This is a genomic window from Shewanella sp. MF05913 (assembly GCF_059758095.1).
The window spans coordinates 142,003-167,786 of the sequence record NZ_JCAYNT010000007.1 but is presented as its reverse complement, the minus strand read 5'-3'; the positions used below and the strand labels follow the sequence as shown (position 1 = coordinate 167,786).

Below are 25,784 nucleotides of genomic sequence, written 5' to 3'. Positions count from 1 at the left end.
TTTATCGAATGAGTAGGAGAGCGTTGTGATTTTAAATGATCCAAGCTTATTGCATGAGCAATGTTATATCGATGGTGTTTGGATAGACGCCGACAGTGGTGAAAAGGTTGCTATAAACAATCCCGCAACCCAAGAACTCATTGGCTATGTGCCTGTGATGGGCGCCGTTGAAACCCAAGCAGCCATTACAGCCGCCAATAAGGCGTTACCTGCATGGCGCGCGCTTACTGCCAAAGAGCGTAGCCAAAAGTTACGCCGTTGGTTTGAGTTAATGCATGAAAATGCAGACGATCTCGCGTTGATGATGACCACAGAGCAAGGTAAACCATTGGCCGAAGCCAGAGGCGAAGTGACTTATGCCGCCTCGTTTATCGAATGGTTTGCCGAGGAAGCCAAGCGTATTTATGGCGATACTATTCCTGGACATCAAGCAGATAAAAGACTGACGGTAATTAAACAACCTGTAGGGGTTACCGCGGCGATTACACCGTGGAACTTTCCTGCCGCGATGATCACCCGTAAAGCTGCGCCGGCACTTGCTGCGGGTTGTACTATGGTGGTTAAGCCTGCACCGCAAACGCCATTTACCGCATTAGCGTTAGCAGAGCTGGCTCATCGCGCGGGTATTCCTGCGGGGGTGTTTAGTGTGGTGACAGGTGATGCTATTGTCATTGGTAATACCTTATGCGATAGCCCTATAGTGCGTAAATTATCGTTTACCGGTTCAACCGCAGTGGGCATTAAGTTGATGGAGCAATGCGCCCCGACACTTAAAAAACTCTCACTTGAACTTGGCGGTAATGCACCGTTTATCGTGTTTGACGACGCCGATATCGACGCCGCAGTCGAAGGCGCCATGATTGCAAAATACCGTAATGCAGGCCAAACCTGTGTGTGTGCCAACCGCATTTATGTTCAAGCCGGCGTGTATGAGCAATTTACCCAAAAATTTGCTGCTGCTGTCGCTAAGCTTAATGTGGGTAACGGCGCAGATGATGGGGTCAATATCGGCCCATTGATTAATGAAGCTGCGGTGACTAAAGTACAAAGCCATTTAGCGGATGCACTTTCAAAAGGCGCCAGTGTTGTAGCGGGTGGTAAAGTGCATAGCTTGGGCGGATTGTTTTTTGAACCCACCATTTTACGTGATGTTGATAAGTCGATGCTGGTGGCTAAAGAAGAAACATTTGGCCCATTAGCACCGTTATTTAAATTCGATACCGTTGATGATGTTATTAAACAGGCTAACGACACTGAATTTGGTTTAGCGGCGTATTTTTATGGCCGCGACATTTCGCTAGTCTACAAAGTCGCTGAAGCGCTTGAGTATGGCATGGTGGGAGTTAATACCGGATTAATCTCGACAGAAGTGGCGCCTTTTGGTGGCATTAAATCGTCAGGATTAGGCCGTGAAGGCTCTAAATTTGGTATCGATGAATACCTTGAAATGAAATATATCTGCATGTCAGTTTAAGAGAGTGGGCTATGACTAAAACAAATGATGGACTAATGGCGCGTCGCCAAGCGGCAGTGGCTCAAGGTGTAGGACAAATCCACCCTATTTTTACTGAACGTGCTGAAAACGCCACGGTATGGGATGTTGAAGGTCGAGAATATATTGATTTTGCGGGTGGTATTGCGGTGCTCAATACAGGCCATTTACACCCTAAAGTTAAAGCGGCTGTAGCTGCGCAGTTAGATGCCTTCTCGCATACCTGTTTTATGGTATTAGGTTACGAAAGCTATATTGCGGTATGTGAAAAACTTAACCATCTAGTCCCTGGCGACTTCGACAAGAAAACCGCGTTATTCACCAGTGGTTCAGAAGCGGTCGAGAATGCGGTAAAAGTAGCGCGTGCGTATACAAAACGAGCCGGGGTTATTGCATTTACTTCTGGCTATCATGGTCGAACCATCGCTGCACTCGCATTGACGGGTAAAGTCGCACCGTACAGCAAAGGCATGGGCTTAATGTCAGCCAATGTGTTCCGCGCTGAATTTCCGTGTGAAATGCATGGAGTGTCTGAAGATGATGCAATGGCATCAATTGAGCGTATTTTTAAGAATGATGCAGAGCCTGCTGATATCGCGGCGATTATATTAGAGCCTGTACAAGGCGAGGGCGGATTTTACGCCGTTACACCATCGTTTATGAAGCGTTTACGTGAATTGTGCGACAACCATGGCATTGTGCTTATTGCAGACGAAGTACAAACTGGTGCGGGTCGTACAGGGACTTTCTTTGCGATGGAACAAATGGGTGTGGCCGCTGACATTACCACCTTTGCTAAGTCTATTGCCGGTGGTTTCCCACTGTCTGGTATTACTGGTAAAGCAGACGTCATGGATGCAGTCACCGCAGGCGGCTTAGGCGGCACTTATGGTGGTAGCCCTATTGCCTGTGCAGCAGCGCTCGCAGTTATTGAAGTGTTTGAAGAAGAACAGTTATTAACTCGCGCTAATGACGTGGGTAATCGGCTTAAAACGGCATTAACCGATATGCAGGCTAAATACCCGCAAATTGCAGATGTGCGTGGTTTAGGCGCCATGATAGCCATTGAACTGATGGACGATGGCGTACCCGCACCACAATATAGCGCTAAGATTTTGGCTGAAGCACGAAGTCGTGGGCTTATTTTATTGTCTTGTGGCACCTACGGTAATGTTATTCGTGTGTTAGTGCCGCTAACGGCTCCTGATGCGCAAATTGATGCTGGTTTAGCCATTATGGATGGTACATTTCAAGCAGTGTTTAAATCGTAGAGTGCTGTTTAATCAATGTTCAATGAAATCCCGCTTTTAGCGGGATTTTTTTGGGTTTTACGTTATGTTCTTAAAAGCGGACTACACTTAAAAAGTCGTGTAAACACTGGGAGTTAAAATTGAATGAAAGCATTATCCATCAAGGTAAAGTTGTTATGGATCACCTCGGCATTGTTTATTGCCACCGTAGTTGTGCTGTCATCCAGTTTATGGGTCGTGCTAAAAGATAAAAATAATAGCTTAGCAGCCGAAGTGGAAGTGGCTTTACAGCAAGAAATCAACGACAAGTTATCTGCCAGAGCGGGTGAGTATGGTGAGCGTGTCGCTGGCTTTATTAACGAGGCGTATCGTATTCCGTATTCATTTACTGGCTTGCTAGAGCAAACGTCGAAAACAGATCCGATAATACGTGAACGACTCGAGCTATCGCTCGCCGCAGTGTTACAAAAAAATGCACAAATCTCATCAATGTATGCCCAGTTTGAGCCGAACGGTTATGACAATCTTGATGATGTCTATCGTCAAGGTAGTAGCCACAGTGTGCCTAATGCAGGCACGTTAGAGATATATTACACCCGTAACGCAGACGGCACTGTGGAACAGCAATCGGTTGACGATGCTGCTGAAAAATACATCGAAACCCTTAATGAATTTGGCGTACGAGAAGCGGAATGGTATTTGTGTGCCAAAGACACCAAAAAACCCTGCTTAATGGAACCCTACTTATACGAAATTACCCCAGGTAATAACGCATTAATGACCTCACTAACTGTGCCTGTGTTGGTCGATAATCAGTTTAAAGGTTTGGTGGGCGTCGATATAAACTTACCGATATTCCAAACCATGATTATGGAGCTGTCAAAAAGCTTGTACCAGGGCCAGGCTAAAGTCACTCTGGTTAGCCAAAAAGGTTTTGTGGTGGCCGCAAGCCATTATACTAAATTCGCTCGGCCACTGAGTGAGTCGGTTAAGCCTGAATTGGCCAAAAAGTTATTAGCATTAAATAACACCTCTGGTTTTGTTAATGAGCCAGACAGCATTGCAGTTGGCTATCCTATTGCCATCCCTCTTGCTAATACAACGTGGTCATTGATTATTGAAGTGCCCAAAAGTCAGGCTTTTATGGCCGTTAATCATATGAACGATTCAATGACTGAAATGGAAATGTCATTAGGTGGCTTGTTATTAATGATTGGCATCGCCGTTACCGTTATTGCTGTGATTATTATTAGTTTGGTTATTCGCAGTATTATTGCGCCGTTGAATATGATCCAAACGCGGGTCGAAAACTTGGCCAGTGCCGAAGGCGATTTAACCCAAACGATAGATGTAGACGCCCACGCGGAATTGATAGCGTTAGGCGGTGGGGTTAATCGTTTTATCGCTAAATTACGCCATTTAATTTCTGAACTTAAAATACTTGCAGACAGCTCGCAACAAGAAAGTATTAAGTCAGCTGAGATCGCTAAGCACACCCGTGAAAGTGTTAATCGACAATATAATGAGATTGAAAGTGTGGTCACTGCAGTGAATCAAATGAGTGCAACCGCCTTAGAAGTGGCTAAAGCCTCAGAGCAAACGGCGATGGAAACGGAGTCGATGACCATCAATGTTAAAGAAGGTGAGTCGCGTTTATCTCAAGCTATGGTGTTTGTTGAGGGCATGTCTAAAGAGTCAGCCCAGGCGCAGCAAGCGGTTAATTTAGTGTCGCAAAGTAGTGGCAATATTAGTCGTATTTTAGAGGTGATTAGTGCTATTGCAGAGCAAACTAATTTACTCGCCTTAAATGCCGCTATTGAGGCTGCACGTGCTGGAGAGCAAGGTCGTGGTTTTGCTGTGGTTGCCGACGAAGTGAGAACATTAGCATCGAGAACTCAAAAGTCGACTGATGAAATTAGTACCTTAATTGATTCACTGCAAAAAGAAGTGAAAAATGCATCGAACATTATTGATAAAGGAGCTCAAGGCGCGAATAAAGCCGTTGAGCAAACACAATTGGCGTTGCAGTCATTAAATGCCATCGTGTCGCAAATTGATGAGATATCGAGCCAGGTGACACACATTGCGACCGCTGCTGAAGAGCAAAGTGCGGTCACTGAAGAGGTCAATCGTAATATTACCGGTATTTCAGATTCGGCCTCTGAGTTGTCACAACTCGCCGACGAAGCACAACAAAGCAGTGATAGTCTTGCAGAGCTTGTTCGTCAGCAACATCAACAGCTAGGACGTTTGCGTACTTAAGTTATTTTTGAATACTTTAATGATACAAAGGTGGCCAATGAGCTACCTTTGCTATTATTATCGCCGTATAATTTGATGATCAAAATGTTATGTCTGAATTTATTGCGCCACCCTGTCACAGTGTTATTGAGGTGTTATACCAAGATGAACACTTACTGCTCATCAACAAACCTTCAGGGTTGTTGAGTTTGTCGGGTAAAAATCCGTTAAACAAAGATTCTGTGCATTATCGTTTAGTGCAAGACTTTCCTACTGCGACCTTATTGCATCGCCTCGATTTTGGCACCTCAGGTATTATGCTGGTGGCGCTCAATAAACAGGTTAATGGTTTATTGACCCAACAATTTCAGCAACGCACGATAAGCAAAACTTATACTGCAATACTTCATGGTGTGTTACCGGATGAAGAAGGTGAGATTGATTTACCCATCGCCAAAGATGTCGATAATTTTCCATTAATGAAAATTTGCCATGACACAGGCAAGCCTGCTAAAAGTCATTACCAGGTCGTAGTTCGGCACCCACACGGTTTATCAACCAAGGTGACGTTTAGCCCCATTACAGGCCGTACGCATCAATTACGTATTCATAGCCTGCATCTGGGGCACCCGATACTGGGTTGTGATTTGTATCATAATGAACAGTCACAACAGATGTCGCCGCGGTTACTTTTGCATGCCACTAGCCTCACTTTTATTCATCCCATTACCCTCGAGACTATGAATTGTATTTGCCCAAGCCCATTTTAAACTAATCCGCATTAATCACTGACCACTCAGAATGCGTCCAGCAGTTTTTGATTAAGGCGCCGCTATGCGGTAATGGTTGTGTCCTTTCAAATAGCGAGAACGCAGAGTAAAAGTGGCTGGAACATTCCTTTCAGGCGAGTTTTAAAAGGGCTTACACTGCGTTACATGACTTCGAAAGATAACCACTATTCATTCAGTCATGCGCCTTGTTTAAGCCTTTTTACACTCTCGCTAAGTCATTACTTATTAACGCGGAACGGTTTTAGACAAAAACTGATTTAAGGTGAGTAAAAACTGATGCATAATCAATCTATTATTTTTTGCTTGAGATGATTAGCATGATCGTGCCCTGGATCGATTCGTTAGCCTTTATTGTGTTTTTAGTTGCCTGGGTTGGTTACACCAGTTTTGCTCGGCGTAAAGCTAAGACTACCAACTGTATTGCCAGGGTAATGCATCAACAGCGAATTATGTGGATGTCGCAAGTTATTGGTAAAGAAAACCGAGTGGGTGAGGCTGCATTACTGGCTAACCTTGAACGAAATATTGCTTTTTTTGCTTCAACGACCTTACTGGTTTTAGCGGGTGTGCTGACCTTATTCTCGCAAGTCGAAAAGCTGGAAACGGTCATTGCTTCAATTCCATTTACCGCCCCGCCTAATCATGCATTAGTGCAGGTTAAACTCGGTTTATTAGTCGGGATTTTTGTCTTGGCTTTTTTCCAATTTACCTGGTCAATGCGCCAATATGGTTTTGTTAACGTGATGATAGGCGCCGCGCCGTTGGATAAAACCGGCACCGATAAAGATCTCATCGCGTACGCAAGGCAAATGGCTGTAGTACAAGATCAAGCCGCTCATTCTTACAATTATGGCCTGCGCTCATATTATTATTCAATGGCTGCGCTGTGCTGGTTTGTGAACCCGTGGATGTTTATCGTGGCCAGTTTATTTGTGGTTTACACCTTATATCAGCGAGAGTTTAATTCTAAAGCTGTGGTGGCCATAACCGCTGCACAAACGCATTTAGAAAAAAGCCCCTTACATATTCATAAAGCATAACGCTTGCAGTTAACTCGCATCATGCCACGCCATGTTAAGCATAGCGTGGTGAATTGCATCAGCTCGATAGCACACCGTTAATGCTTGTGACCCATCAAAATCCTAAACATTAGAAACGAAAAAGCCGCAGCAATGAAACATTGCTACGGCTTATCTGAATTGGTGGCCCCTCCCAGACTTGAACTGGGGACCTGACGATTATGAGTCGTATGCTCTAACCAACTGAGCTAAGGGGCCGACTTAAGCTAGTCGTCACTAACAAAAGCGGATGCAGTATACGAAGTTTATTTCCGCTTGTCACCTCTGTTTGTACATGAATTTAGCTTAAATGACTCAAGTGGTTATCTGTTAATCAGTCTCCACATTATTGGCTGTATGTTTGTGGGTTATGACTCTTTGTTCAAGCTTAAGTATTTTACTCATTGTGAAGGTGAACATTTGAAATGGCTAATTCTGAATCCTGCATATCATTGCTGGTTATTGATATCGATGATTGTTAGCTGTCATTGTTACCAGCCATTGTTACTAGAAGTTGGCGAATGGGTTTTTAAGGTTAATTACTAACGAGAACCGTTATCAATTTCGATAACATTAGTACCCAAAAATGGGTTGTGATGATATTGCTCAATTGCGGGGGGGGGTTAATCACTAATTTAACAAGTTTTTGTGATTTGCCACCGTGATCAAAGTGGGTTTTATGTGCCATTGTATGAGATTGGTCGGTGTTAGGTGGCTTTGGTTTGGGCGGTTGCTCACGTTAATTGTGTGAATTTTGAACTGATTTGAAGATTAAGAATAAGGGCTGCAGTGTTTGCGGTATGTTGAGAAATTATCTGCTACAAAGATAAGTAAGGTGTGATTGTGTCAGTCAATAAACTTATGTGCAACCCCCATTATAACGTACTAACTAGCTTGTGGGTTCGTCTGCTGTTTATGAATAGTTTATCGTCTTAGCGAGGCTTGGGCTTGTATTAGATAAGAAGTATGACAAGCGCGGGCAATAAAGATTAACTGAAACTGTTTAGAGATTGATATTTGCGCAACATCCGTGTGCATGATGAGCATACGACATGTCTGGTCAATAAACTCACCTTGAGATATGCCTAGATTTCCCTGCTAGGGGATAGCGTCGGCATAGCGTTCTTTAGATGGAGCTTATCGAGCTCTTCTCACATATTGATGACATGAATGGGGATTCACATGTTGCAATCTAATTATACAGTTCTTGCAGATAAATTAGGCCAGTATCTTGAGCCTTCACGAGTTTATACCGATTACCTCCGCCGTATCGCTTGGGGTACCGATGCTTCTTTTTATCAAAAACGTCCACAAATTGTTGTCCATCCTAAAACTGAAGCTGAGGCTTCTAACGTTTTATCACAATGCTATCAAACTAATACGCCTGTGACATTTAGAGCCGCTGGTACCGCACTTTGTGGTCAGGCTATTTCTGATTCGGTGTTAATGGTTGCGGGTTTGCATTGGAATCAGTTCAAGGTGTTGGACGGCGGAAAGAAAGTACAAATGCAACCAGGGGTTATCGGCGCTAAAATCAATGCCGCATTAGCGCCATTAGGTTGGAAGTTTGGCCCAGACCCTGCAACTATTGCCTCTGCAATGGCTGGCGGGATTGTCTCTAACAATGCTTCTGGTATGAACTGTGGTACTCACCATAACTCATATAAGCTCATTGATTCGGCCAGAATCGTTTTTGCTGACGGCTCGATTTTAGATACGGCAAGTGAGCAAGGCCGGGAGGCGTTTAAAAAAGAACACCCAGAGATGGTGCAAGCCATTGAGTCTATTCGCGATGACATTATGTCTGACGATGCTTTAGTGCAGCGTATTAAGCGTAAGTATTCAATTAAGAATGTCACTGGCTTTGGTATGAATTCTTTTGTTGAACACCATGACCCTATCGACATTATTTTGCATCTTATGGTGGGCTCAGAAGGCGCACTGGGTTTCCTTTCTGAAATCACCTTAAACAGTGTAGAGAAAAAAAGCCATTCGGCTTCTGCAATGGTTTACTTTGATTCATTGCGTGGTGCTTGTGAGTCAATTGTTGAGCTACGCAGAGAAGCATTTAACGAGACGAATGCGGCAGAGTTGTTAGACAATTTTGCACTTAAGGCTGTTGCTGAGTCTAAATATGACACACCCGATTTCTTGAATGATGTGCATAAAGATGTCACGGCAGTATTGTTTGAAACCTTTGGCGATAACCAAGAGCAGATTGATGCTAACGTTGCCAAAATGTCTGCCATTATGAAAAAACATGGTTTATATCGCGATGTTGAATTTACTCAAGATGCCGCTGAAATCACCAATATGTGGGCGATCCGTAAAGCGATTTTCCCATTAGCGGGTTCAATGAGACCTGTTGGAACATCGTGTATTATTGAAGATATTGCGTTTCCAATTGAAGTGTTACCTCAAGCGACAATCGATTTACAAAACTTGTCATTTAAACATGGTTATGACGATGCGGTGATTTATGGTCATGCGCTAGAGGGTAACTATCACGTTATTTTTGCTCAAGACTTTTCGACTCAAGCTGAAGTTGACCGTTTTGATGGTTTTATGCAAGCAGTTGTTGACCTTGTTGTAGGGTATGACGGTTCGCTTAAAGCTGAACACGGTACTGGATTTGGTATGGCTGCATTCGTTGAGAAAGAATGGGGCACCGATGTCTACGACTTTATGAAACGAGTGAAAAATGCCCTCGACCCAAGCGGCATTTTAAACCCTGGGGTGATTATCAATGATGATCCATTCTGTCATGCCAAAGGTTTTAAACCTATGCCAGCCGTACATGACATTGTAGATAAATGTATTGAATGTGGCTTCTGCGAACCGCACTGTGTCGCCCATGGTTTAACTTTATCTCCTCGCCAGCGTACTGCTGTTGCAAGGGTGATGAAAACGCTAGAGACAACTGGCAAAGAGCCTGAAGTACTGGCCGAGTTGAAAAAGAACTATCCATACTACGCAATTGATACCTGTGCGGCGGATGGTTTATGTAAACTCGGTTGCCCGATGGGCATTGATACCGGTAAATATGTAAAAGTGCTGCGTGCTGAAGGCGCTAGCAGTATGGATAAGAAAATCTCAGACTTTACCGCTGATCGTTTTGGCACCATGGAGTCTGTCGCTCGATTTGCTTTAGGGGCAACAGACATTTCTCGAAAAATTATCGGTGAATCTGGTATGGGGGTAATCACTAAGGTTGTCCGCCGTATTGCGCCGGGTATGCCTGTGCCATTATGGACAGAAGGTATGCCTACGCGTGGTAAAGCATTACCGACAACCAAGACTCAGGGAGACATAAAAGCAGTTTATTTTCCTGCGTGTTTGAACCGTATGATGGGCACAAGTGCTAAGCATGACGACCAACGCTCTCTGCCTGAAACGATTGTGAGTCTATTTGAAAAGGCCAACATCGAAATGGTGTCTGGCGAGAAACCTAAGGGCTTATGTTGTGGTCAGCCTTGGGAGTCTTATGGTCATGATGAGGCGGCTGATCGTAAATCCGATGAGCTTTCAGCGTGGTTATTACAGGCGTCTAACAATGGCGAATATCCTATCTTGGTGGCAACAACGGCATGCCTTGAAAGAATGCGCCGTGCTTGTGACAGCCGTTTGAAAATGTACGGTCCTGAAGAATTTGCTTTTGAGTTTTTAGTTGATCGTCTTTCAATCAATAAAATCGTCGATAAAATTGCTGTGCATCCAACCTGTACAACTCGCAAGTTAGGCATGGCAGAGAAACTGGCTGATTTAGCCCGTTTGTGCGCCACAGAGGTTGTGGTGCCTGAAAAAGTGGGCTGCTGTGGTATGGCGGGTAACCGTGGTATGAATTACCCTGAGCTCAATGAGCACGGTTTACGCCACTTAAAAGAGGAAACAAAGGATAAAGGCTGTACCCATGGTTATTCTGTTTCAGCGACGTGTGACGTTGGTTTAACCACCCACTCGGGTATACCGTATAAAAATATCTTAACGTTACTCGATAAAGCATCGAGCAGAAAGCAACTGTAACAGGTTGATTTCAATTACAGCCCACGCAATAGCGTGGGCTTTTTTGGGGTTACAAATATATACCCAAACAACCTGAAGATGCTCGATTTCAGCAAGAATTTACACGCGTTTAGGCAAGGCATTGATTGCGGGTAATGGTCGTTCCCTTTCCAAAATCAATAACGCAGCATAAACACGTGTAAAACTTGCCCTTTGGGAGTTTCACCGTGTTCCCACTACGTTGTTGCGCTAATTTATAAGGTACCTACATTACCGCATTAACGCGCCTAGTATTGAAAACACGGTGAAGCTCTGAAACACGGATCTTCAAGTTGATTGGGTATACATGCAATAAAAAACCCAGCACTTTAGCTGGGTTTTTTGATGTTGCCTTTGCAGACTATGACGAATATTTATTCGTCTAGGAAAGACTTCAAAATCTCTGAGCGAGAAGGGTGGCGTAACTTACGTAACGCTTTAGCTTCAATCTGACGAATACGTTCACGTGTTACGTCAAACTGTTTGCCCACTTCTTCTAGAGTGTGGTCGGTGTTCATGTCGATACCGAAACGCATACGCAGTACTTTTGCTTCACGGGCTGTTAGGCCTGCTAGCACTTCGTGAGTGGCGTTCTTTAGACTTTCGCTTGTGGCTGAGTCTAATGGTAGCTCGAGGGTAGTGTCCTCGATAAAATCACCTAAATGCGAATCTTCATCGTCACCGATTGGGGTTTCCATTGAGATTGGCTCTTTAGCGATTTTAAGTACCTTACGGATCTTATCTTCAGGCATCATCATACGTTCAGCTAATTCTTCAGGAGACGGCTCGCGGCCCATTTCTTGAAGCATTTGACGTGAAATACGGTTCAGCTTGTTGATGGTTTCGATCATGTGTACTGGAATACGGATCGTACGTGCTTGGTCAGCAATCGAGCGAGTAATCGCCTGACGGATCCACCAAGTCGCATAAGTTGAGAACTTATAACCACGACGGTATTCAAACTTATCAACCGCTTTCATCAAACCGATGTTACCTTCTTGGATTAAGTCCAAGAACTGTAAACCACGGTTGGTGTACTTTTTAGCAATAGAAATAACCAGACGTAAGTTAGCTTCAACCATTTCTTTCTTCGCACGACGTGCTTTTGCTTCACCAATTGACATACGACGGTTAATGTCTTTAATGCCAGCGATGGTTAAATCTGTTTCTTGTTCGATGGCACCAAGCTTAGTGACACAACGCGTGACGTCGTCTTCAATCATACGAAGACCTTCTGCGTATGGCTTGCTGCTTTCTTTTTCTTTTTTAAACCAATCTAGATTAGTTTCGTTGCCAGTAAATGCTTTGATGAAGTTTTTCTTCGGCATTTTAGCTTGTTCAACACAAAGTTTGATCACTAGACGTTCTTGAACACGTACGCGATCCATCATGTTGCGCATGCTTTTCACTAAACGGTCAAACTGTTTAGGAACAAGACGGAACTCTTTAAATAATTCACCGATAACAAATAACGAACCGATGGCTTCAGGGTGGTCACGACCTTTTTCAGCAATAATGCCTAAGCTTTTTTCGTAAGCTTCTCTTAATTGAGTAAACTTCTCTTTGGCTTCTTCAGGATCTGGACCTTTGTTGCCTTCTTCCTCTTCTTCGTCATCGTCATCATCGTCATCGTCATCATCATCGTCATCATCGGTATTCGCGACTTCTGAACCAATATTGGTGGCGGTAGGGGCGACGTCATCGTCGTCAGGATTGATAAATCCAGAGATAATATCAGACAAGCGCAATTCTTCAGCTTCATACTGGTCGAATTGCTCTAAGATCATTGCGATAGCTTGAGGGTATTCACTCACAGAACTTTGTACTGTGTTAATACCTTCTTCGATACGCTTGGCAATAACAATTTCGCCTTCGCGAGTAAGTAGCTCTACTGTACCCATTTCACGCATGTACATACGTACAGGGTCTGTGGTACGGCCTAACTCACTTTCAACGGTTGCAAGTGCTGCCGCAGCTTCTTCTGCAGCATCTTCGTCTGTGTTGTCTTCCGACATCATCATGTCATCGGCATCTGGCGCTTCTTCAAAAACGCGGATACCCATGTCATTTATCATCTGGATAATATCTTCAATCTGATCAGAATCGACCATGTCTGCTGGTAAGTGGTCGTTCACTTCAGCATAGGTTAAGTAACCTTGCTCTTTACCTTTAGCGAGCAACAGTTTGAGTTGCGACTGCGGAGTGTGATCCATAGATATCATCCAAGTTTGGGTAACTGATAAAACGATAGGCCATCTAGCTATGCTAAGTGGCGCGCAAATCGTCAATTATAACTGTGCAGACTAATCTTAGCTAGTCCGTGGCACCGTTTTGTACGCAGATTATTCATCAATAATTGCGTATTATTTTGCAATGCCTTTCATTATCGCAACTAACTTTGTTAGCTGAACTTTTTCAACTTTGGTTAAAGTCTGTTTAAGGCTTAGCTCTTGGTATAGTTGTTCAATATATTGATTGTTCAACCATATCAAGGTTTGTTTAAACTCTGGCAATACGTTTTCATCCGCCACTTGATGATCCCAGTGGGCTAACTTTGTTAGAGTGCTTTTTTGTTCATGCTCTCTATGCAGTTCAAGTAGTTGTGCGCTGTTTAACGATTGCTCTCGAGTCATGTCTAGCAAGTGTCCAAGTAATGCGATACCGGGCATTTGCAGTCGCTCTAATGCAGGCTGAATGGCTAAACCAAAGCCGAGGCTAGGGTTTTGAACCAGTAGGGCAATGGCTAACCTTAATGGTGTACCACGGCCTTGTAAGCCTTTTGCATTGAGTGGTTTTACTTTGTTAACAGCAAAACCGAGTTTTTTCTTTAAATCATCGGCACTGTTCATGCCCAACTTGTGTGCTAGGTTTTCTAACAACAAATTCTGTAGGACGGTATCTTGTACCTTTTCAATTAGCGCAATGGCTTGCTTGGCTAATGCCCCTTTATCGGAGCCATGGTTGCTACTTAATGTATCAAACAAAAACTCTGGTAATAACATGGCTTTTTGCATTAATGCTTCAAATGCGTCTTTGCCAATTTTTCTGACCATGGTGTCAGGGTCTTCGCCTTGTGGCAAAAACATAAATTTAACTTGGTCACCGGGTTTCAGTAGGGGCAAAGCTGTTTCGAGTGCACGCCATGCGGCTTCTCGTCCAGCTCGGTCACCGTCGTAACAACAAATAACCTGTTTTGCACTACGCACTAACAGTTGAAATTGTTCAGCTGTGGTTGAAGTGCCTAATGACGCTACTGCGTAATCTACCCCAAATTGTGCCAGAGCAACCACATCCATGTATCCTTCTACAATCAACACATGTTGTGGGTCGCGATGTTTTTGTTTGAGCTCATACAAACCATAAAGCTCATTACCCTTATGAAATATGGGCGTTTCTGGAGAATTCAAGTACTTTGGGGTGCCGTCGCCCAAAACTCTTCCTCCAAATCCGACTACGCGACCTCTACGATCACGGATCGGGAACATCAATCTGTCGCGAAAACGGTCATAACGTTTGCCGTTATCGTTAGCGATTAGCATGCCTGCTGTAAGCAATTTATCTTGTGCTGCTTGGTTTTGGCGATAACGGCCCAGTAAACCGTCCCAGCCGTCTGGCGCAAAGCCAATACCAAATTGTTCAACTACCTCGTCGGATAGACCACGAAATGCGAGGTAATCAACCACTTTTTGTTTATCTGTGTGTTGCCGTAATTGACTCTGATAAAAAAGATTTGCTTCTTCCATCAGTTCATATAAATCGCGGCTTAATCCTTGGTCGGGTCTTTTTCCTGTACCTTGTTCTCTAGGTACGGGGATTCCGAGTTGACCGGCAAGTTCTTCAATGGCATCAACAAATTCGAGACGATCGTACTCCATGACAAAGTCAATAGCATTGCCGTGGGCGCCACATCCGAAACAATGATAAAATTGTTTGTCTCTGCTGACGGTAAAAGAGGGTGATTTTTCACTATGAAAAGGACAACAAGCCGAATGATTTTTACCGGCTTTTTTCAAAGGAACTTTGCGATCAATAAGATCGACTATGTCAATGCGAGCTATAAGCTCATTGATAAAATCACGAGGTATCGCCATTGATTGCTATGTTCTCGAATTTACTTTATCAACTGATTTAAACAAACAAGCCGTGCAAGTGCACGGCTTATTCAACATTAAAAAGCGATTACTTCAATTTAGCGCGTATCATGGTACCAATGGCACCTAAATCTGCACGGCCTTGAACTTTCGATTTTAATGCTCCCATTACTTTACCCATATCCGCCATGGTTGCAGCACCGACTTCCGCGATAGTTGCATCGATAATCGTTGCGACTTCATCTTCTGTAAGTTGTTTAGGTAAAAAAGTTTCAATAACTTGAATCTCTTCTGCTTCAACAGCTGCTAACTCCGGACGACCTGCTGCTTCATATTGAACAATAGAGTCGCGACGTTGTTTGACCATTTTGGTTAATACAGCTATCGCTTGTTCATCAGTCAGAGTTTCGCGGGTATCCACTTCAATCTGTCTAATGGCGGCAAGTGCCATACGAATTGTCCCCAAGCGCACTTTTTCTCTAGCACGCATGGCGTTATTCATTTGGTCTATTAGCTGATCGGTTAAGTTCATAATGAGATTAATATAAACGTACGCGACGTGCGTTTTCGCGAGAAAGCTTTTTAGCTAAACGCTTAACTGCAGCAGCTTTTGCACGCTTACGAGCAGTTGTTGGCTTCTCGTAGAATTCACGAGCACGCACGTCAGCTAAAATACCAGCTTTTTCACAAGAGCGCTTGAAACGACGAAGAGCTACGTCGAATGGTTCGTTTTCACGTACTTTAATAATTGGCATACGCCATCACCCCTTAGGTGTAGTTATGTTGGTTGGCTAAGTCTACAGTTCAACACTGTCTGTCATGAGTTTAAAAACAAATGCCAGCACATTAAACAGCAGTGTCTCAACTCAATCCAAAGGCTATTTAAAATGGTGCGGAATTTTACACCGAGCAGCGACCATTTGTAAACCCCTGATTGATTTTCTCTTTGCGTTGGGTGTAAGGCACTCATTTTTAATATGTTAGCGGAATTTAATCAAATCTCTTGCAGGTTAAATACTGAAACATTGGAGTATTTACCTCGACACGGGTAGAATTGGCGGCCATATTTTTGATGAAGACGAGAGATTATGCGGGTTATTGGTATAGAGACATCCTGTGATGAAACTGGTATTGCAGTGTATGACGATAAATTAGGCTTAATGTCGCATGTGCTATACAGCCAAGTTAAATTGCACGCCGATTATGGTGGTGTGGTGCCTGAGCTCGCATCTCGTGATCATGTACGTAAAATTGTGCCTTTGATTAAGCAGGCTCTAGCACAAGCAAATTCAAGTTTAGATGACATTGATGGCGTGGCATACACCAAAGGCCCTGGGTTGATTGGTGCATTGCTTGTGGGGGCATGTGTAGGTCGCTCTTTGGCTTATGCGTGGAATAAACCTGCCGTGGGTGTGCATCACATGGAAGGCCATTTATTGGCGCCTATGTTAGAAGATGATGTGCCAGAATTTCCGTTTATCGCACTGTTAGTGTCAGGCGGTCATTCTATGTTGGTGCAAGTTGAAGGCATTGGTCGTTATCAAGTATTAGGTGAGTCGGTTGATGACGCTGCTGGTGAAGCTTTTGATAAAACGGCTAAGCTGATGGGACTGGATTATCCAGGCGGACCACGCTTAGCTAAATTAGCGCAACAAGGTGTACCTGCCGGGTATAAATTCCCGCGACCAATGACAGATAGACCGGGATTAGATTTCAGCTTTTCTGGTTTAAAAACCTTTACCGCGAACACGATTGCAGCGGAGCCTAACGATCATCAAACCCGGGCAAACATTGCTCGCGCATTTGAAGAGGCCGTTGTTGATACATTGGCCATTAAATGCAAGCGTGCTCTAAAACAAACGGGTTATAAGCGGTTAGTGATAGCCGGCGGCGTGAGCGCAAATACGCGTTTACGAGAGTCGTTAGCTGAAATGATGACCAATTTAGGCGGTAAAGTATATTACCCACGCGGTGAGTTTTGTACTGATAACGGTGCGATGATTGCTTATGCCGGATTGCAGCGTTTACGTGCTGGGCAGACAGAACCTTTGTCTGTTAAAGGGCAACCTCGTTGGCCTTTAGACACATTGCCAGCGGTAGATTAAGCGTTAACAGTGAGTTACGAAAACCTAACTTTTTTTAGATGAGTTAGGTTTTTTTATGGATCTTTTTCGAGAAACTTTACTTTCTTCACCAATACGTAAGCGGCCGATGTTGTCTTTGTGACGAATTAAAATCAACGTAGAAAGCATCGCAACAGGCAGAATAAATCTATCATCTAACCACCAGGTATAAAAAGGCGCGAGTGTTGCTGCCGCCATGGCCGCAACTGATGAGTAGCGCGTAATAAGCACAAACACAATCCAGGTAACGATTAGGCACAAGGCTAAATCGCCACCAATGGGCGCCATTGCACCAAATGCGGTTGCTACACCTTTACCGCCTTTAAAGCCAAAAAACAGCGGGAATATGTGACCAAGACAGGCACTTACTGCAATAAATCCGAGTGATGCGGCATCAAGACCTATTTTATAGCCCAGGTAAGAGGGCAGTGCACCTTTGAGCATATCGAAAAAGAGGACTAAAATTGCAGAGCTCACTCCGCCGATCCGCAATACGTTTGTGGCACCTGGATTGCCTGAACCGCTGGTTCTAGGGTCGGGTAAACCTCTTATTTTACAAACCAATACGGCACTTGAGATCGAGCCTGCTAAGTACGCGGCGATGATCATCAATATTGTGACAATAACGGTGTTCAAATTGGTTTCCTTACTCTTCTTAGGGTATCATCGCGCATTCGTTTGCAAGGCAGATATTTTTCAGTATCCACTGACACTGTCTTCACGTTAACATTGTTGGTTCAGATGAGTTAATTCAAATGATGTTAATTGCACAACAGCGCTTATCCTACTGTTTTAATTCATTAGGAAAAAGACCAAATGTGTATTATTAAGCATATAATCGGTAATAAAGTTTGATTAGGATGATCTCCGGGTCTTTTTAAGTCTTTAAGGTGGATAGTTACATGGATAAAGTGCTTATACGTCAGTTAGCCATAGAAACCGTAATCGGTATTTATGAATGGGAAAAAAAGCTTCACCAAACTCTGCTAATTGATTTAGATATGGCGTGGGACAATCGTCTTGCCGCTGCCAGTGACGAGTACGAACATGCGTTATGTTATGAAACCGTATCTAATCGCCTGACAGCGTTAATCACTGAAAAGCCAATTGAATTAATCGAAACCGTTGCCGAAATGATTGCACAGTGCTTGCAAGATGAGTTTAACGTACCTTGGGTTAAAGTGGTGGTGATGAAGCCTGGTGCTGTCCCACATGCCGCTTCCGTCGGTGTTGAGATTGAACGTGGACGTATATAAGTGTTTTTCTTTTTACCGTATTAGCATTTGGGTTAGTCAATGGCACGTATTTATATCAGCTTAGGGACCAATATCTCTCCTGAGCAACACCTTAAAGCCGGCTTGCTTGACTTGCAGCAGTATTTTGGCGCTTTACAGTTATCGCGGGTATTTGAAAGCGAAGCTGTCGGCTTTAAAGGCACCAATTTTTTAAACATGGTTGCCGCTGCAGATACAGATTTGAGCATTGCAGATGTGGTCGCAACGTTTAAACAGATTGAACAGGCCAATGGCCGCATTAAAAGCGAGAAGAAGTTTAGTCCGCGAAGCTTAGATATTGATTTACTGCTATACGATGACACAATATGCAACTTGCCAGTTGAACTCCCGCGAGGTGAAATCTTATTTAATGCCTTTGTATTGTGGCCATTAGCTGAAATAGCGCCAGATTTGAATCACCCGGTTGTGCAAAAAAATTATCATTCTCTTTGGCAAGCATATGACAAACACTGTCAAAGTCTGTGGCCTATCACGTTTGATTTTCCAGCAGAATTACAACTAAACATTACGTTATCAACCCTCTAAAAAGTGACTCCCCACAAGGAAAAATATGGACACGTTTCAAGTTATTTTGCTGGCATTAATTCAAGGTCTTACTGAGTTTTTACCCATTTCTAGCTCGGCGCATTTAATTTTACCCTCACAGCTTTTTGGCTGGTCAGATCAAGGGCTTTCATTTGATGTCGCGGTCAATACAGGCTCGTTATTTGCGGTAGTGATTTACTTTCGCCATGACATTGTGACCTTAACTACATCATGGTTTAGTAGTTTTACGGGTAAGCAAAGCCAGGAGAGTAAATTGGCTTGGTGGATAATTTTAGCGACGATCCCCGCCGTAATCGTCGGTTTTACGGCGAAAGAATTTATTGAAACCCATTTCAGAAATACCTTAGTGATTGCCATTACGACCATCGTGTTTGGTTTATTACTGTGGTTGGCTGACCGCATGTCAAAAGCGCAATTAAACGAGTTTCAAATGGGCTGGAAAAAAGCCCTGCTTATCGGTTTAGCTCAAGCGATGGCACTGATCCCCGGAACATCACGTTCTGGTGCAACAATGACTGCAGCGTTAATGCTGGGGTTAACCCGCGAAGCTGCGGCGCGTTTCTCGTTTTTAATGTCGATACCTGTGAGCTTTGGTGCGGCCTTACTGGTCACTAAAGATTTAGTTGAAAGCCCTGCGGCTATTGATTATCAAGCACTTGGATTAGGTATTGTGGTGTCGTTTATTGCGGCATACTTGTGCATTCATTACTTTTTAAAGTTTATTAGCAAAATCGGCATGACCCCATTTGTGATTTACCGTTTATTATTAGGCGGCTTATTGCTTGGTATGCTCTATCTTTAAGACGATGGCTAAAAATTAATTACACACTTTATAAACGGGTAGCAATACCCGTTTTTTGTTTTCATTATGGGTAACTGTTTGTTATCTCGAGTTAAGGTTTACTATGACTCTACCGCTATTATGCCCAGTGTGCGCTGCACCGATAAATCAACATCAAGCTTCAATGGGTTTTTATTGTGACAATAAACACCATTTTGATAAACATGCGCAAGGTTATTGGCCGTTACTGAGTAATACCAAAACTAAACCTCAAGTGTTGTCACGCCAGCAAATGCGCGGTCGTCATTTTTTGTTGGCGTCAGGGCTATTCACACCGCTTATTACCCAATTACAAACAGCGTTGTTAAGCGTATTAAATGCCACCAGTGAGCAGGCTTTTGAGCATCTTGACTACCAGTGTGCCGACGGCTATTACTTACGCCAGCTAGTGCCTGCCGTTGAAGAGGCTGGTGTTGCGTGTGAACATTGGGGGATTACTGACGCCGAGAATGCAATATTTGCAGCGGCTAAAGCGCAAACCCCAGCAAAATTAATTTTAGCCGCGCTGAAGAAACTGCCTTTTTCGACTCAATCAATGGATGTCATTACCGTGTTCGATTCACTCTTAAAAGGCAAAGAGTGTATTAGAGTATTAAAGGATGATGGCCGAATTTTGATGTTACAGCCCGGCGTGCGCCATCTGTGGCAAATTAAGCAACAAGTGTATCCAGATTTGGTCGAAAAGCCATTACAGCTTAATTTACCTAATGAGCTTGAAATTGAATCACAGCAGCAAGTGAGTTTTACTCAATCTGTAACAGGCGAGCAAGCGCTCACGTTGTTAGAAATGTCGGTGTTTGGCTGGCGGGCTCATGATGAGTTAAAGCACCAAATCAAAGCGACTGCGATATCTGAACTTGAGTTCGATTGGCAGATCATTACGCTCAAGAAGCGCTTATAAAAGTCTAACCTGATAACAAACATTCATTCAGCCATGCGCCTTATTTAAGCCCTTTTAAACTCTCGCTGAGTCATCACTTATTAATGCGGAATGATATAAGGGCTAAAGCACTTCGCGGCCTGATATGATAGTAGCCTGATATGAGAGCGGTCATAGACTACGAATTAATCGCGGATAGTGAGATTTCTATAGCATTGTTTAGAAAGATTAACTGGTTGAAAATACATTGGGGAAATACTGACTGAACGGGTGTGGATTGGTAGGGGATGTAGAGTTGTCGGAGGTGTTTAGATTTACTGCTTGATTCTTTATATTGCACAAATAATTAAGGCTTGACGTTGAAAGCTACCTAAGTAGTAAATCAACAATCAAGCCCTAATAATCAACCTATTAATATAAGCTAATTTTTAATAGCAATTCTTACTTTTTGTAAGAAGAAGCCATGTTGTCTAAACGGTCGTTAGCACGTTTAGCTTCGGCTTGTGCGTCCATAGAAGCAGCTTTAGCGCCTTTAACATCGGCAGATAGCTTGCTTTGCTCAGACTTTAAAGAACCAACTTCTGCTGATAGTTGATCAACTTTGTTACCTAGGTTTGCTACGCTTTCTTCTAAAGCAGTAGTGTTAGCACAACCACCTAATAAAGCAGTCATCGCAACACCAGCAATCATCAGTACTTTCTTGTTCATGGGTAAATCCCTTAATATATAGGTTGTTAAATAGTGCAACGGCGTGTGCCTTTGCAACGGCGTAATTATGTCACAGTTTTTTTTATTTGCTATAGGCAAACAAAAGAATATTTACTTAAAATAGCGAAATAAATGAAAATTGCAAGTCTACAAGCTTAAAAGGACATTTATTTATCGATTTTATATAAATCTTAGTGATTTATTGCTTATTCACTGCTAAAAATTGCATTTTTTCGCTTTTTATCATAAACGTTCCGACACTCTTTTGTAGCATAATTGTTAGATTTTAACCAATTGTAATTTAAAGTCATTAACACGTTGAATGCGTTTAAGCTGTAATTGGTTTTTTATTTGTGCACCTTGATGGCCCTCCGCAATAATTGACTGAACATCTACCTGCGTTGCGAGCTGATAACATTGCTGTAAATATTCTGCTTGCGGATATAAAGCGTGTTCAAACCCAGTGCGGCCTCTGATGTCGCCGTGGCAACATAACAATAAATCGGTGAGACGTTGTGGTTTACGCCAAAAATCTGCTTTATCAAACAATTTGACGATAGTCTCTGCTCTAAGTTCAAAGGCATTATGAATATTTTGGTGTTGGTCGCTCACTAATAGTGCTAAATCACGATAGTCATTTGGCACTTTGATACGGGCGCATAACTTTTTAATGGCAGGTAAGCCTTTTTGCCCATGGCCATAATGTTTCGGCCAGTCTTGCTTTGGGGTAAGGGCTTTACCTAAATCATGCACTAGCGCTGCAAAACGGACCGCTTTGTTACGACTTAATAAACTTGTCTGCTCTAATACCATTAGCGTATGAATTCCGCTGTCGATTTCGGGATGCCATTTTTCAGGTTGTGGTACGCCAAATAATGCATCGATTTCAGGAAATAACACCACAAGGGCCTGGCATTGTTTTAGTACCTCAAAAAATATCTGCGGACTTTGGCTGCCTAACGCTTTGTCGCATTCTTGCCATACACGCTCTGGTGTAAGATGTTCGAGTTCGCCACTATTAGCAATATCGGTCATTAACTGCATAGTTTCTGGCGCGACAGTAAAGCCTAAATGATGAAATCGAGCAGCAAAACGTGCAACGCGCAAAACACGAAGTGGATCTTCGACAAATGCCTGTGACACATGGCGTAAGGTTTTAGCCTTAATGTCTTTTATACCCTGGAATGGGTCATACAATGTGCCTTGCTCGTCTTGCGCGATGGCATTAATGGTTAAGTCTCGGCGCAATAAGTCTTCTTCAAGAGTCACTTGTTTGTTGGCATCGCAACTAAACCCCTGGTAACCATTACCGGTTTTTCGCTCCGTTCTGGCCAAGGCATATTCTTGTTGAGTTTTGGGGTGCAAAAATACAGGAAAGTCTTTGCCGACTTGTTGATAACCCTGTTCAAGCATTTCTTCGACACTGCTACCGACCACCACGTAATCTTTATCAACAACAGTTTGATTAAGAAGGGTGTCGCGCACGGCCCCGCCGACTAAATAAATCTTCATGGCGTACCACAACGTGTAATAATAAGTGGCTTAAATATTATCAGAGTTAGATTTTTACGGCTAACTTTTGACAAGCAAACACACAAGCATTAACGTGAGCCGTCAGTTTCAAATAAGGATTTTTGGTCGAATGTATAAAGCCTTCTATGGATTAAATGATAATCCGTTTTCAATTGCGCCTAACCCTCATTATATGTTCTTAAGCGACCGTCATCGTGAAGCGTTGGCTCACTTAACTTATGGCCTGGGTGAAACCGGTGGGTTTGTATTGTTAACCGGTGAAGTCGGTACCGGAAAAACTACCGTGTCGCGTTGTTTGTTGCAACAAATACCCGACAACACAGACACCGCTTTTATTCTTAACCCTTCTTTGACCGAGCTAGAGCTGTTAGCCACATTATGTGACGAGCTGGAAATTATCTATGGCGACAACCCTACGTTAAAGCAGCTTACAGATTTGATTAGCATGTATTTGCTTAATAATCATAAAAACGGACGCAACACGGTATTGATTATTGATGAAGCGCAGCACTTACGCTCCGAAGTATTAGAGCAACTGCGTTTATTAACGAATTTAGAAACCAATACTAAAAAGTTGCTGCAAGTGATTTTGATTGGGCAGCCTGAATTACAACAATTACTGAAACGCCAAGATTTACGTCAATTAGCACAGCGTATTACTGCCCGCTATCATTTATTACCACTGAATAAAGATGAGATCGGATTATACGTATTGCATCGATTACAAGTGGCAGGCCGCCATGAGCCGTTATTTACGCGCAAAGCGATAGCAGCATTACATAAACATTCTGGCGGTATCCCGCGTTTAACCAATTTATTGTGCGAACGTGCATTAATGGCGGGATATGGCCAGGCGAAAGTACCGATTGATCACAAAATGGTCAATCAGGCTGCGGTTGAAGTGTTAGGCGATATTGATGTGTCTTCAGATAAGCGCTGGCCCTTTGTTGCCGCTGCCGCACTGGTGTTGGCATTTGGTTTATCTTTTTATCTGTTTAATCGCTCTGCCATTGATGAAAACATCAATACAGCGGCAATATTGCCTCCAGTTTCTGCCAATGTCGCTACATCAGGTATCGACAATACGCGGCCAGCAGCAGTACAGCAGCCATTACAAACCCTGCCTGCAGTTAATGCAGAGCAGCAAATTTTACGTCAGGCGATGTTACAAAGCAGCAGTATCGATAATGCATTTGCCGGTTTATTTGGTTTATGGAATAAGCAGCCCATTACCGGGTTATCTGCTTGCCAGGCCGCGCAGCAGCAAGAGTTAGCCTGCTATCAGCAGCAAGGTAATTGGCACAGCATTATGCGCTTAAATTATCCCGCGGTTGTTTACCTGCAAGATGCACAAGCCAATGTGTTTTACGGAGTGATTGTTGAGCGTCAAGCTGAACAGATTTTATTGCAACTAGGCGAGCAGCAGTTTTGGGTAAATAAAGATTGGTTTGACCGACACTTTAGCGGCACGTTTGAAATTTTATGGCAACCTGACAGTGTGCTGCCTCGTGAGATTGGTCAGTCTTCAAGTTTGGCGCAAGTGCAATGGCTTGAAAATAGTTTAGCCATGGTGGATCAGCGTCGAGCTCGTTTATTAACTCAGTTTGACAGTGATTTAGAGCAGCAATTAATGCAATTTCAGCGTCAGCATGGATTAAAGCCAGATGGCATTGCCGGCAGCCAAACACTGATACAACTTAATTTATATTTGAGTCAGCAAGGTCCAAGGTTAGTAGCCGCCGAGGTACGCCGTTAATGTCTATTTTATTAGATGCTGTTAATCGTAATAAACAGCAGCAAGGTGATGTAGCAGACTTAATGTCTACACCTGGCGCTCATTATTCCTCGCCATCACGCCCTGCGAGGAAGTTGAATCCATACAGTTTACTTGCAGGTGCAATAATATTAGGTATAGGTGCTGCGTGGGGGATGAGCGTGTTGTTAGTACCGTCACCATCACTGTTAAAGGTTGATATACAGGTTGAACCTGAAAAAACTGTGGGAGTGAGTCAGCCAGGGGCTCCAATCATTAAGTCCACATCAGTGAACAACAATAATGATGCAGCTTCTCAAACCAATGACCAGATCCGTTTAGCGGGTAAAGTGGCGCTGCCGATAGCCAAACCGTTTAATCAATTTTCTAACGCATCAGCGGCATCACCGTATGCTAATAACAATAATGGTTATGTTAATGATACTGAGGTAACAGAGGCTTATTCACAGCCAAACACCGTGGCATCAAATGATAATCAAGATAATCGTTTTAATGACAATGATGTCGCTAATCGTGAGTTGCAGCAGCTTCAAGAACAACAGATTCAAGATCGACAACAACGATCTCAACAACAATTAGCTCAGCAACAGGCTCGTCAGCAAGAGCAAATAATACTAGGCGCCAATGCTAACAGACGAGGATTAGCCGAACTTGAGGCGTTACGAATGCAGGTTAATACTGCGGCCCAAGAAGTCGACTTTGCTTCGGTTAAAGCCCCTTCAGTCGATGAGCGTAATAACTTACTGGCAGCGTTTGAAGTTGCACTTAAAGATGTTGAGTTTGAACAATCAGTTAATCAACAAGTGACAGAGCCAAAGCTTGATCCTATCCCCAAATCGAGTAATCAGCAGATCCCTAAGTATGGCGACTTACCTGCGAGTGTGCAGTTACAAGTACCAGAGTTTACTATTAATGCGCATGTGTATTCATCGGAGCCCAATAACCGTTGGTTAAATGTCGATGGTGTCGAGTTACAACAGGGGGACATGATTCAAAATAAACTGACGATTATTGAAATTCGTCCTCGTGATATCGTACTGGATATTAATGGCGAGCAATTTAGAGTACCAGCGATATAGCTTACTTATCATGAGTTCAGGCTACTCAAGCTAAAAAGTGA

The 25,784-nt window shown here is 43.3% G+C and carries 20 protein-coding genes and 1 tRNA gene; 13 read left to right on the top strand and 8 right to left on the bottom strand.

Going from position 1 to position 25,784, the window contains the following annotated elements; all coding sequences use genetic code 11:
* The first annotated feature begins 25 nt into the window (after positions 1 to 25).
* The 5 genes from gabD to AC19MV_RS11145 all read left to right on the top strand — a co-directional run bounded on the left by gabD (position 26) and on the right by AC19MV_RS11145 (position 6,814).
* Positions 26 to 1,474 carry an NADP-dependent succinate-semialdehyde dehydrogenase gene (gabD, locus tag AC19MV_RS11165; RefSeq protein ID WP_498307580.1) on the top strand — a complete coding sequence of 483 codons (1,449 nt, stop codon included), beginning with the start codon at positions 26 to 28 and terminating at the stop codon, positions 1,472 to 1,474.
* A gap of 11 nt (positions 1,475 to 1,485) precedes the next feature.
* Positions 1,486 to 2,763, top strand: coding sequence for a 4-aminobutyrate--2-oxoglutarate transaminase (gene gabT / locus AC19MV_RS11160; RefSeq protein ID WP_432399365.1), 1,278 nt, complete (start codon positions 1,486 to 1,488; stop codon positions 2,761 to 2,763).
* Between the two features lie 123 nt (positions 2,764 to 2,886).
* Positions 2,887 to 5,004 carry a methyl-accepting chemotaxis protein gene (locus AC19MV_RS11155; RefSeq protein ID WP_498307578.1) on the top strand — a complete coding sequence of 706 codons (2,118 nt, stop codon included), beginning with the start codon at positions 2,887 to 2,889 and terminating at the stop codon, positions 5,002 to 5,004.
* Between the two features lie 89 nt (positions 5,005 to 5,093).
* On the top strand, positions 5,094 to 5,753 hold the full coding sequence (locus tag AC19MV_RS11150; protein WP_498307576.1) for an RluA family pseudouridine synthase: 660 nt from the start codon (positions 5,094 to 5,096) through the stop codon (positions 5,751 to 5,753).
* 338 nt (positions 5,754 to 6,091) lie between these two features.
* Positions 6,092 to 6,814 (top strand): DUF599 domain-containing protein, encoded by a 723-nt coding sequence (locus AC19MV_RS11145; protein ID WP_498297103.1) that lies wholly within the window; start codon positions 6,092 to 6,094, stop codon positions 6,812 to 6,814.
* A 160-nt stretch (positions 6,815 to 6,974) separates the two neighbouring features.
* Here the strand turns inward: AC19MV_RS11145 and AC19MV_RS11140 are convergent.
* Positions 6,975 to 7,051, bottom strand: a tRNA-Ile gene (locus tag AC19MV_RS11140).
* A 963-nt stretch (positions 7,052 to 8,014) separates the two neighbouring features.
* Between AC19MV_RS11140 and AC19MV_RS11135 the strand changes: the two genes are divergently transcribed.
* A complete protein-coding gene (locus AC19MV_RS11135) occupies positions 8,015 to 10,855 on the top strand; it encodes an FAD-binding and (Fe-S)-binding domain-containing protein (RefSeq protein ID WP_498307574.1) in 2,841 nt (946 codons plus the stop codon).
* Between the two features lie 392 nt (positions 10,856 to 11,247).
* Here the strand turns inward: AC19MV_RS11135 and rpoD are convergent, their stop codons facing one another.
* From rpoD to rpsU, 4 genes are all read right to left on the bottom strand, one after another.
* Positions 11,248 to 13,086, bottom strand: coding sequence for an RNA polymerase sigma factor RpoD (gene rpoD / locus AC19MV_RS11130; RefSeq protein ID WP_498307572.1), 1,839 nt, complete (start codon positions 13,084 to 13,086; stop codon positions 11,248 to 11,250).
* 150 nt (positions 13,087 to 13,236) lie between these two features.
* Positions 13,237 to 14,964, bottom strand: a complete 1,728-nt coding sequence (dnaG, locus tag AC19MV_RS11125) for a DNA primase (protein WP_432399360.1) — start codon at positions 14,962 to 14,964, stop codon at positions 13,237 to 13,239.
* Between the two features lie 88 nt (positions 14,965 to 15,052).
* Positions 15,053 to 15,496 carry a GatB/YqeY domain-containing protein gene (locus AC19MV_RS11120; protein ID WP_498307571.1) on the bottom strand — a complete coding sequence of 148 codons (444 nt, stop codon included), beginning with the start codon at positions 15,494 to 15,496 and terminating at the stop codon, positions 15,053 to 15,055.
* Positions 15,497 to 15,503: 7 nt separating this feature from the next.
* On the bottom strand, positions 15,504 to 15,719 hold the full coding sequence (gene rpsU, locus AC19MV_RS11115; protein WP_006080725.1) for a 30S ribosomal protein S21: 216 nt from the start codon (positions 15,717 to 15,719) through the stop codon (positions 15,504 to 15,506).
* Between the two features lie 333 nt (positions 15,720 to 16,052).
* Here rpsU and tsaD point away from each other — a divergent pair, with 333 nt between their 5' ends.
* Positions 16,053 to 17,069: a tRNA (adenosine(37)-N6)-threonylcarbamoyltransferase complex transferase subunit TsaD gene (gene tsaD, locus AC19MV_RS11110; RefSeq protein WP_498297121.1), complete on the top strand. Its 1,017-nt coding sequence runs from the start codon at positions 16,053 to 16,055 to the stop codon at positions 17,067 to 17,069.
* 24 nt (positions 17,070 to 17,093) lie between these two features.
* Here the strand turns inward: tsaD and plsY are convergent, their stop codons facing one another.
* Positions 17,094 to 17,723, bottom strand: a complete 630-nt coding sequence (gene plsY, locus AC19MV_RS11105) for a glycerol-3-phosphate 1-O-acyltransferase PlsY (protein ID WP_498297123.1) — start codon at positions 17,721 to 17,723, stop codon at positions 17,094 to 17,096.
* 266 nt (positions 17,724 to 17,989) lie between these two features.
* On the opposite strand from plsY, the gene folB reads away from it, so the two are divergent.
* The 4 genes from folB (at position 17,990) to AC19MV_RS11085 (ending at position 20,670) form a co-directional block, all read left to right on the top strand.
* Positions 17,990 to 18,343 carry a dihydroneopterin aldolase gene (gene folB / locus AC19MV_RS11100; RefSeq protein ID WP_432399356.1) on the top strand — a complete coding sequence of 118 codons (354 nt, stop codon included), beginning with the start codon at positions 17,990 to 17,992 and terminating at the stop codon, positions 18,341 to 18,343.
* A 39-nt stretch (positions 18,344 to 18,382) separates the two neighbouring features.
* On the top strand, positions 18,383 to 18,907 hold the full coding sequence (gene folK, locus AC19MV_RS11095) for a 2-amino-4-hydroxy-6-hydroxymethyldihydropteridine diphosphokinase (protein WP_498307569.1): 525 nt from the start codon (positions 18,383 to 18,385) through the stop codon (positions 18,905 to 18,907).
* 25 nt (positions 18,908 to 18,932) lie between these two features.
* Positions 18,933 to 19,730 carry an undecaprenyl-diphosphate phosphatase gene (locus AC19MV_RS11090; protein ID WP_432399354.1) on the top strand — a complete coding sequence of 266 codons (798 nt, stop codon included), beginning with the start codon at positions 18,933 to 18,935 and terminating at the stop codon, positions 19,728 to 19,730.
* A 103-nt stretch (positions 19,731 to 19,833) separates the two neighbouring features.
* Entirely contained in the window at positions 19,834 to 20,670 is an 837-nt protein-coding gene (locus AC19MV_RS11085) for a putative RNA methyltransferase (protein WP_498307567.1), read from the top strand.
* A 420-nt stretch (positions 20,671 to 21,090) separates the two neighbouring features.
* Here AC19MV_RS11085 and AC19MV_RS11080 read toward each other — a convergent pair whose 3' ends face one another.
* Both AC19MV_RS11080 and AC19MV_RS11075 read right to left on the bottom strand, forming a co-directional pair.
* Positions 21,091 to 21,357, bottom strand: a complete 267-nt coding sequence (locus AC19MV_RS11080) for an Lpp/OprI family alanine-zipper lipoprotein (protein WP_124017059.1) — start codon at positions 21,355 to 21,357, stop codon at positions 21,091 to 21,093.
* Positions 21,358 to 21,636: 279 nt separating this feature from the next.
* Complete coding sequence (locus AC19MV_RS11075; RefSeq protein WP_498307565.1) at positions 21,637 to 22,869, bottom strand: multifunctional CCA addition/repair protein; 1,233 nt, start codon at positions 22,867 to 22,869, stop codon at positions 21,637 to 21,639.
* A 130-nt stretch (positions 22,870 to 22,999) separates the two neighbouring features.
* Between AC19MV_RS11075 and AC19MV_RS11070 the strand changes: the two genes are divergently transcribed.
* Both AC19MV_RS11070 and AC19MV_RS11065 read left to right on the top strand, forming a co-directional pair.
* A complete protein-coding gene (locus AC19MV_RS11070; protein ID WP_498307564.1) occupies positions 23,000 to 24,646 on the top strand; it encodes an ExeA family protein in 1,647 nt (548 codons plus the stop codon).
* Complete coding sequence (locus AC19MV_RS11065) at positions 24,646 to 25,743, top strand: general secretion pathway protein GspB (protein ID WP_498307562.1); 1,098 nt, start codon at positions 24,646 to 24,648, stop codon at positions 25,741 to 25,743. Before AC19MV_RS11070 ends, AC19MV_RS11065 begins: the two co-directional genes overlap by 1 nt.
* Positions 25,744 to 25,784 lie beyond the last annotated feature (41 nt).

Excerpts from the sequence above, each read along its gene's own strand:
- gabT (WP_432399365.1), top strand. The coding sequence starts at position 1,486 with ATGACTAAAACAAATGATGGACTAATGGCGCGTCGCCAAGCGGCAGTG.
- AC19MV_RS11155 (WP_498307578.1), top strand. The coding sequence starts at position 2,887 with ATGAAAGCATTATCCATCAAGGTAAAGTTGTTATGGATCACCTCGGCA.
- AC19MV_RS11150 (WP_498307576.1), top strand. The coding sequence starts at position 5,094 with ATGTCTGAATTTATTGCGCCACCCTGTCACAGTGTTATTGAGGTGTTA.
- AC19MV_RS11145 (WP_498297103.1), top strand. The coding sequence starts at position 6,092 with ATGATCGTGCCCTGGATCGATTCGTTAGCCTTTATTGTGTTTTTAGTT.
- AC19MV_RS11135 (WP_498307574.1), top strand. The coding sequence starts at position 8,015 with ATGTTGCAATCTAATTATACAGTTCTTGCAGATAAATTAGGCCAGTAT.
- rpoD (WP_498307572.1), bottom strand. The coding sequence starts at position 13,086 with ATGGATCACACTCCGCAGTCGCAACTCAAACTGTTGCTCGCTAAAGGT.
- dnaG (WP_432399360.1), bottom strand. The coding sequence starts at position 14,964 with ATGGCGATACCTCGTGATTTTATCAATGAGCTTATAGCTCGCATTGAC.
- AC19MV_RS11120 (WP_498307571.1), bottom strand. The coding sequence starts at position 15,496 with ATGAACTTAACCGATCAGCTAATAGACCAAATGAATAACGCCATGCGT.
- rpsU (WP_006080725.1), bottom strand. The coding sequence starts at position 15,719 with ATGCCAATTATTAAAGTACGTGAAAACGAACCATTCGACGTAGCTCTT.
- tsaD (WP_498297121.1), top strand. The coding sequence starts at position 16,053 with ATGCGGGTTATTGGTATAGAGACATCCTGTGATGAAACTGGTATTGCA.
- folB (WP_432399356.1), top strand. The coding sequence starts at position 17,990 with ATGGATAAAGTGCTTATACGTCAGTTAGCCATAGAAACCGTAATCGGT.
- folK (WP_498307569.1), top strand. The coding sequence starts at position 18,383 with ATGGCACGTATTTATATCAGCTTAGGGACCAATATCTCTCCTGAGCAA.
- AC19MV_RS11090 (WP_432399354.1), top strand. The coding sequence starts at position 18,933 with ATGGACACGTTTCAAGTTATTTTGCTGGCATTAATTCAAGGTCTTACT.
- AC19MV_RS11085 (WP_498307567.1), top strand. The coding sequence starts at position 19,834 with ATGACTCTACCGCTATTATGCCCAGTGTGCGCTGCACCGATAAATCAA.
- AC19MV_RS11080 (WP_124017059.1), bottom strand. The coding sequence starts at position 21,357 with ATGAACAAGAAAGTACTGATGATTGCTGGTGTTGCGATGACTGCTTTA.
- AC19MV_RS11075 (WP_498307565.1), bottom strand. The coding sequence starts at position 22,869 with ATGAAGATTTATTTAGTCGGCGGGGCCGTGCGCGACACCCTTCTTAAT.
- AC19MV_RS11070 (WP_498307564.1), top strand. The coding sequence starts at position 23,000 with ATGTATAAAGCCTTCTATGGATTAAATGATAATCCGTTTTCAATTGCG.
- AC19MV_RS11065 (WP_498307562.1), top strand. The coding sequence starts at position 24,646 with ATGTCTATTTTATTAGATGCTGTTAATCGTAATAAACAGCAGCAAGGT.